Origin of the sequence: Sphaerisporangium sp. TRM90804 (assembly GCF_029846175.1) — a bacterium.
Lineage (GTDB): Bacteria > Actinomycetota > Actinomycetes > Streptosporangiales > Streptosporangiaceae > Sphaerisporangium.
On the sequence record NZ_JARWAC010000050.1, the window covers coordinates 1 to 6,649 of the forward strand.

The 6,649-nt window shown below is 72.2% G+C and carries 3 protein-coding genes and 1 pseudogene; all 4 read right to left on the minus strand.

Annotated elements, in window-relative coordinates:
* Positions 1-148: 148 nt before the first annotated feature.
* Positions 149-802, minus strand: coding sequence for a M15 family metallopeptidase (locus PYR91_RS36125; protein ID WP_279787491.1), 654 nt, complete (start codon positions 800-802; stop codon positions 149-151).
* A 201-nt stretch (positions 803-1,003) separates the two neighbouring features.
* On the minus strand, positions 1,004-4,006 hold the full coding sequence (locus tag PYR91_RS36130; RefSeq protein WP_279787493.1) for a BTAD domain-containing putative transcriptional regulator: 3,003 nt from the start codon (positions 4,004-4,006) through the stop codon (positions 1,004-1,006).
* 1,016 nt (positions 4,007-5,022) lie between these two features.
* Positions 5,023-5,571 (minus strand): annotated as a pseudogene (locus tag PYR91_RS36455) (CHAP domain-containing protein); the annotation flags it as partial.
* Between the two features lie 211 nt (positions 5,572-5,782).
* Positions 5,783-6,352, minus strand: a complete 570-nt coding sequence (locus PYR91_RS36140) for a dihydrofolate reductase family protein (RefSeq protein WP_279787497.1) — start codon at positions 6,350-6,352, stop codon at positions 5,783-5,785.
* Positions 6,353-6,649 lie beyond the last annotated feature (297 nt).

A 6,649-nucleotide genomic window follows, 5' to 3' on the forward strand; every position in this document is an offset into this window, starting at 1 on the left:
TCCTCGGCGTCATCACCGCCCAGCTCACCCGTATCGCCTGGACCTCCGAGGACGCCGACACCCAGCCCGCGCCGGCGGCCCCCCCCCCCCCCCCCCCCCCCCCCCCCCGGGGGGGGGCCCCCCCCCCCCCCCCCCCCCCCCGCCACACTCACACGGTGGAGTTCATGTCGTAGCGGGCGAAGCGGGCGCTGGTGATGAAAGCCCAGTAGCGGTCGCCGTACGACCAGTGCCACCACTCCGTGGGGTAGTTGACGAAGCCGGCGGCCGTCATGGCCGTCGACAGGGTGTCGCGGTTCCGCCGGGCCTCGGGGGTGATGTCGGGGGAGGCGGTGTAGCAGGCGTCCGTGCTCTCGGGCGGGGTGGCGTTCACCTGGGTGCCCATGGGGAGCTCCTCCCCGGAGGCGGTGCACAGGGTCAGGTCGACCGCGCCCCCGCTGACGTGCGGGGCGACCTCCGGCGGGGAGATGTACCGGCTCGCCTCCAGGTGGGCACGCTCGTCGGTCCACCCGGGGTGGGCTCCGCGGTGCCCGGCGACGGATTCGGCGAAGTAGCGGCGCTGCAGGGCCGCCGGGCGGAAGCCCTCCACCACCAGCAGGCGCAGGTCGCGCGGCAGGCGGGTCTGGGCGGCGATCAGGCGGTCCGCCACGCTCAGGCGTACGTGCGCGAACGCTCCCTCGGGGTCCGCCAGGCGCTGGTCGACGCGGAGTGCCCGCAGGGTGCGCAGGTCCACCAGGGGTTCGCCGCACTCCTTCACCGGTACCTCGGCTATTCGCGGGTCAGACAGGAGCACGATCTCCGGCATGGAAGCCTCCTTGACGGTTCCGGGACGCTCCACATGAGACGCCGACGCCATGATGTGGCGGGGCGCTTCAAGAACGCTGTAATCGCTCCTCATGGGGGTGGCGGATCGGGAAGCGGCGGGGAGCGTCACGCGGATCGGAAGCGGCGGGGAACGTCGTGCGGGTCACGCGCGGAGGGGGCCGTCCGGGGTGCTCCGTGCGGGTCAGCCGCCGAGCTCGCGGTACTCGCGTGCCTCGTGCAGGCGGAAGGTCTCCAGCGCTTCGGCGCGGGCCGTCTTGGCGGCGACGTCGTCGCCGAGGGCCTCGTACACCTGGGCCAGGTCGCGCAGGGTGCGGGCGCGGGCCAGGGCGACGCGTAGCGTCTCCCACATCGTCAGCGCCTCCGTGAGGCGGGTCCTCGCCTGGTAGAGGCGGCCCTCGGCCAGGTCGAGCTCGCCGAGCGTGCGCAGGGTGGACGCCTCGCCCCAGCGGTCGTTGAGGGTGCGGGTCATGGCGAGCGCCTCCTCCAGAGCCTCGCGCGCCGCGTCGAACCGGCCGAGCCGCACCCAGGCCTTGGCCAGGGAACGCGTGCAGTACGCCATCATCAGCCGGTCCTCCAGCTCACGGAAGATGGCCAGTGCGCGCTCGCAGAGCTCCTCCGACCGCTCCAACTCGCCCCGGGCGCGGTGGTACAGGGCGATGCTGCGCAGCGTCAGCCCTTCGCCGCGGCGGCTCCCCGCCTCCCTGAACAGGGTCAGCGCGACGGTGAGCTCGCCCCAGGCCGCCGGGTAGTCCCCGCGCTCCAGGTGCACGCTGCCCGCCAGGCGCTTGACGTGGGCGAGGGCCGCCGTGTCGTCGAGTTCGGTCCACCGGCGGCTCGCCCTGTCGAGGAAGTGCAACGCCTCGGGCAGGTAGCCCTGTTCGCGGCAGGCGGCGCCGAGGGCGGCGAGCGTGGCGGCCTCGCCCCTGGCGTCCTGCGCCGAGCGGAACAGCGACAGCGCCTGGCTGAGGCAGTCGCGGGACTCGGCATACTGGTCGCGCTCGTAGTACAGGCGGCCGAGGCCGGCGAGCAGGGTCGCCTCGCCCAGGGCGTTGTCCATGCGCCGGGCGACGGCGAGGGCGGCCTCGTGCGTGCGGTGCCAGGCCGCGAAGGGGTTGTCGAAGACGTACTGACTGCCCTCGAACGCCACGGACGACAACGCGGCGGCCAGCTCGACGGCGATGTCGTCGAGGTCCATCACCGCCGCCAGCTCCACCGCGACGATGAGCGTCTCCTCCTCGACGCGCAGCCAGCCGTGCGCGTCGGCGAGCACCGTTCGGAGCACCTCCGGGTCCACCGGCCGCGCCAGGCTCACCGAGGCGCGGCGCATCGGGATCCCGCCGGTCGGCATGGCCTCGCTGAGCCGTTCGACCAGCCACAGCCACCCGCCGAGCACCCGGCGCACCACCGCCGTGCGCTCGGCCTCAGGCTCCTCCGCGTGGGCGCGTTCGCGGGCGAACAGCCGGATCAGGTCGTGCAGCCGGTAGCGGGCCTGGCCCGCGGGGGCGGTGTCCACCGCGCTCGCCAGGGAGGTGTCCTCCAGGTGCTCCAGCACCCGTTCGGCCTCGTCGAGGCTCGTGTCCATGGCGGCCGCGGCGACCCACACCGGGAAGGACGGCAGGCCGAGCAGGCCCAGGCGGCGCAGCGCGACCTTCGCCTCGGGCGGCAGCAGGTCGTAGCTGAGGGCGATGCCGGCCCGGACCTCCTGGTCGCCGACGGCCAACTCGTCCAGCCTGCGCTGCTCGTCGGCGAGCCGGTCGGCCAGCCGCGCCACCGACCACTGGCGGCGCGAGGCCAGCCTCGACCCGGCGATGCGCAACGCGAGCGGCAGGCCGCCGCACTGCCGTACGATGCGCCGCGCCGCGTCGGCGTCGGCGGCGATCCGCTCCTGGCCGGCGACCTGGCCCAGGAGCCGCAGAGCGTCCTGGTCGGGGAGCAGCCCGAGTTCGAGCACCACGGCACCGGCCAGGCCGGCCAGCCGGTTGCGGGAGGTGACTATCACCCCGCAGCCGGAGGCGCCCGGTAACAGCGGCCGGATCTGCCGCTCGGTCACGGCGTCGTCCAGCACGACGAGCTTGCGCCGGTAGGCCAGCAGCGTGCGGTACCGGGCGGCGCACTCCTCCAGGGTGGCGGGCGGCGCGGCGCCGGGTTCCAGCTCGCGCAGCAGCCGGCCGAGGACCTCCTGCGGGGTGGCGGGCGTGTCGGTGGTGCCGCGCAGCTCGACGTGCAGCTGGCCGTCGCGGTAGAACTCGGCCATCTCGTGCGCGGCGCGCAGCGCCAGTGCCGACTTGCCGACGCCGCCGGGCCCGAAGACGACGAACACCGGCGTGGTGTCCGGCTTGACGAGCCGGTCGCATAACTCGGCGATCTCCCGCTCGCGCGCGGTGAAGTCGGGCGGTGACGGAGGAAGCTGCCGGGGCGGTACGGCCTTGGCCGCGCCCAGCAGCGCGGGGTCGGAGCGCAGGATCGACTCGTGCGCCTGCCGCAGCTCGGGGCCCGGCTCGATGCCCAGCTCCTCGACCAGCATCCGCCTGCCCTGCTGGTAGACCGCGAGCGCGTCCGCCTGCCTGCCGGCCTGGTAGAGCGCCACCATGAGGTCCCGGCGCAGTCGTTCACGGGCCGGCTGGGTCGCGACGAGCTCGGTGAGCTCGTCGACCAGGCCCTCGTCCCCGCCCGCCGTCAGATCGGCCGCGATCCGCTCTTCGAGCACCGTCAGCCGCAGCTCCTCCAACCGCGCGGCCTCGGCGCGCAGGTAGGTGTCGCCGATGCCGCCCAGGGCGGGGCCCCGCCACTGCGCCAGCGCGGCGCGGAAGACGTCCCCCGCCTTGCGGTGGCCGCCCTCGCGAGCCGCCCGTCGGCCCTGCTCCACGAGCCGCTCGAAGACGTCCTTGTCGAGGCTGTCGGGAGGGACCTGCGCGGTGTAGCCCACCCGGTGCGAGACGATGATGCCCGGCAGGCCGGCGGCGTCGAAGGCTCCGCGCAGCGAGGCGACGTAGGTCTGCAGCACGCCGCGCGCGGTCGTCGGCGGGGCGTCCCGCCAGATGGCCTCCATCAGCCGCTCGACGGTGACCACCCGGCCGGCGTCGAGAAGCAGGGCGGCCAGCAAGGCTCGTGGTTTGGCTCCCCCGAGGGGAACCTGCCGCCCACCGTTCCACACCTCAACCGGACCCAGGAGCCGTAACTCCATTGGTTCTCCCCAAAAGGCTCGGTCGACCCCTCCCAAACCCTACGGCGACAGCATTCCGTGTACCAGAGTCCGAGACAGGGTTTCGAAACAAAAACGATCAGCGGAATTCAACCGGCCCGGTCGGGGACGGTGCGCAGCGCGAAGGACCCCGGCCGGCGGCCGGGGTCCTTCGTGGCGTGCTGCAGCCGGTGCCGTCGGCGCCGGGATGCGTGGTGACGTCAGCGGACGGTGTTGGGCTGGGCGGACAGGAGGGTTTGGGTCCAGCCGGTGGTGTCGACGGCGGTTTGGCCGGTGAGGTCGTCGGCGTTGCCGTCGTGGGGGTTGTGGTCGAGGTAGCGGTTGAGGGCGGTTGTGGAGTTGTGGCCGTAGTAGACGCCGGCTCCGGGGGACAGGAGGTTGGTGAAGACCTGCCAGGTGGTGTCGCGGAGTTGGTGGCGGGTGTAGGTGGCGCCGTTGATGTGGTAGGAGATGAGCTGGCCGGCTTGGGTGGTGCCCAGGATCCAGTTGGCTCCGGTGGTGGTGAGGGTTTTGAGGGTGAAGCCGCCGGTTCCGACGGTGGTTCCGGTGGAGATGTTGGTGATGGCGGGTTTGGCGGCGTTGATGGTGTAGTGGCGCAGGTTGCCGTCGGCGATGCCGAACAGGCGGGTGCCGTCGAAGGCCAGGAGGTCGTGGGTGTAGCCGTTGCCCAGGTGGATGGGCGGGTTGAAGCTCAGGCTGGTGTTGTTGGTGATGACGTCGACGCGGTAGAGCTTGCCTTCGGGTCCGTCCTCGGTGATCAGCAGGGTGTTGAAGTTGAGGGTGGCCATGGCTTTGGGGGTGAAGCCGAGGGTGGCGGTGGACACGACCGCGCCGTGGGTGCGCCGCCCGCTGGCCCCGTCGATCGCGGTGTAGGTCAGCCGCCCGTCGGGCATCACCCCGTACACCGACGCCGTCCCCTGGAGTTCGGCCGCTCCCACCGGAGCGCTGTAGCCGGCGATGTCGGCGTTGGAGCGGGAGTAGGAGTTCGCCTTGGTGCGGTCGCCGCTGTTGCCCTCGATCGTGTAGACCGTGCTCGAGTTCGACGAGGTCACGATGCCGACGTGGTCGATGTCACCGCTCTGGTCCCAGTCGAAGACGACCGCGTCGCCCGGCTGGGGCGTGTAACCGCTGCCGCGGGTGCGCCACGTGCCGTACTTGACGCCGTAGTCCTTGAACGAGGCGGCCCAGCCGGTGAGAACGCCGCCACTGCCCTCGGGCACGTCGGCGTGCGGGACGCCGGCGTGGCGCCAGACGTACTTGGCGAAGTCGGCGCACCAGTCGCTGTCCCGCCACTGGACGCCGTCGGCGGACGGGCAGCCCGCGGAGGGCTTCCACGTGCGGAAATATCCGGTGTAGTAGTTGCAGCCGCTGCCCATGGGCGACTCGTGGTTGCGCGCCGCGTTGCCGAGCTGGCCCTGGGCCACGGACACGATGGCCGAACGGGATACCGCCGCCGCCGGCGTCGAGGAGAGCGTCACCGCGCCCAGCGCGATGACGGTCACCGCCAGCACCGGCCGCAGGATGCGGGACAAGAAGCGATTTCTCATGGGCCGAAGCCTCCGCCGGGCCTCTCCAAAGCCGCTTCAAACCCGGTCTAACGTGACCGATCGCCCGTCGGTGCGCAGGCCCGGCGGCAGGTCGGAGGGTGCGCGTCTTCGACGGGCCGGGGCGACGGCGCCTTCCCCCTCAGACGAGAAGAGACCCGTCACCGGCGTGGTGACGGGTCTCTCGCTGCCTTGTCCGGCTCTGCCCCCGGCGCTACTCGTCCTCGTTCTCGGGGATGGGGGCCGGGGCGTACACCAGGTAGAGGACGTCGTTGGCGATCGTGCGGGAGCTCAGCAGCTTGAGGCCGGTCGATTCGGCCGATCCGTCGAAGAGGCGCTCACCCTTGCCGACGACGATCGGGTGCACCAGCAGGCGCAGCTCGTCCAGGACGCCGTCGCGGAGCAGCGTGCGGACCAGGGTGGGGCTGCCGGTGATGGAGATGTCCTTGCCGGGCTGGGCCTTCAGCGCGTTGAGCTGGGCGTTGACGTCGTCACCGCTGATGATCGTGGTGGGCTCCCACTCGGCCTTCTCCAGCGTGTTGGAGACCACGACCTTCTGCACGCCGTTCATGTAGTCGGCGGGTTCCTCGTCGCTGGTCTGGTTCGGCCAGTAGTCGGCGAAGTCCTGATAGGTGCGGCGACCCAGCAGCATCGTGTCCGAGGCCGCCATCTGGCTGTCGACCACTTCGCCCATGTCATCGCTGAAGTACGGGAAGTGCCACTCACCGGGCTCCTCGACCACACCGTCCAGCGAGATGAACAGCCCCGCGACAATCTTCCTCATGGCTGATCCCTGCCTTTCTCGTCGTCGTGCCGTACCTCTACTGTCTCACCGACAAGATTATTAGTCAAGACAAATCTACTTTCCTGACGCTGCCGACCGGGCCGGGCGGCGGGGGAGGGCGTCGGCCGGCGAGGCCGCGCACATGGTCGTGGGGGGGGGGGGGGGGGGGGGGGGGGGGGGGGGGGGGGGGGGGGGGGGGGGGGGGGGGGGGGGGGGCGGGGGCGGCGCGGAGGGCCTGGAGTTGGTAGGCGACGAAGCGTCTTGAGGCGGCCTGGGTGAGGTGGGGGGTGTCGGTGA

Coding starts and splice junctions, on each gene's coding strand:
- PYR91_RS36140 (WP_279787497.1), bottom strand. CDS start 6,352: ATGAGGAAGATTGTCGCGGGGCTGTTCATCTCGCTGGACGGTGTGGTC.
- PYR91_RS36125 (WP_279787491.1), bottom strand. CDS start 802: ATGCCGGAGATCGTGCTCCTGTCTGACCCGCGAATAGCCGAGGTACCG.
- PYR91_RS36130 (WP_279787493.1), bottom strand. CDS start 4,006: ATGGAGTTACGGCTCCTGGGTCCGGTTGAGGTGTGGAACGGTGGGCGG.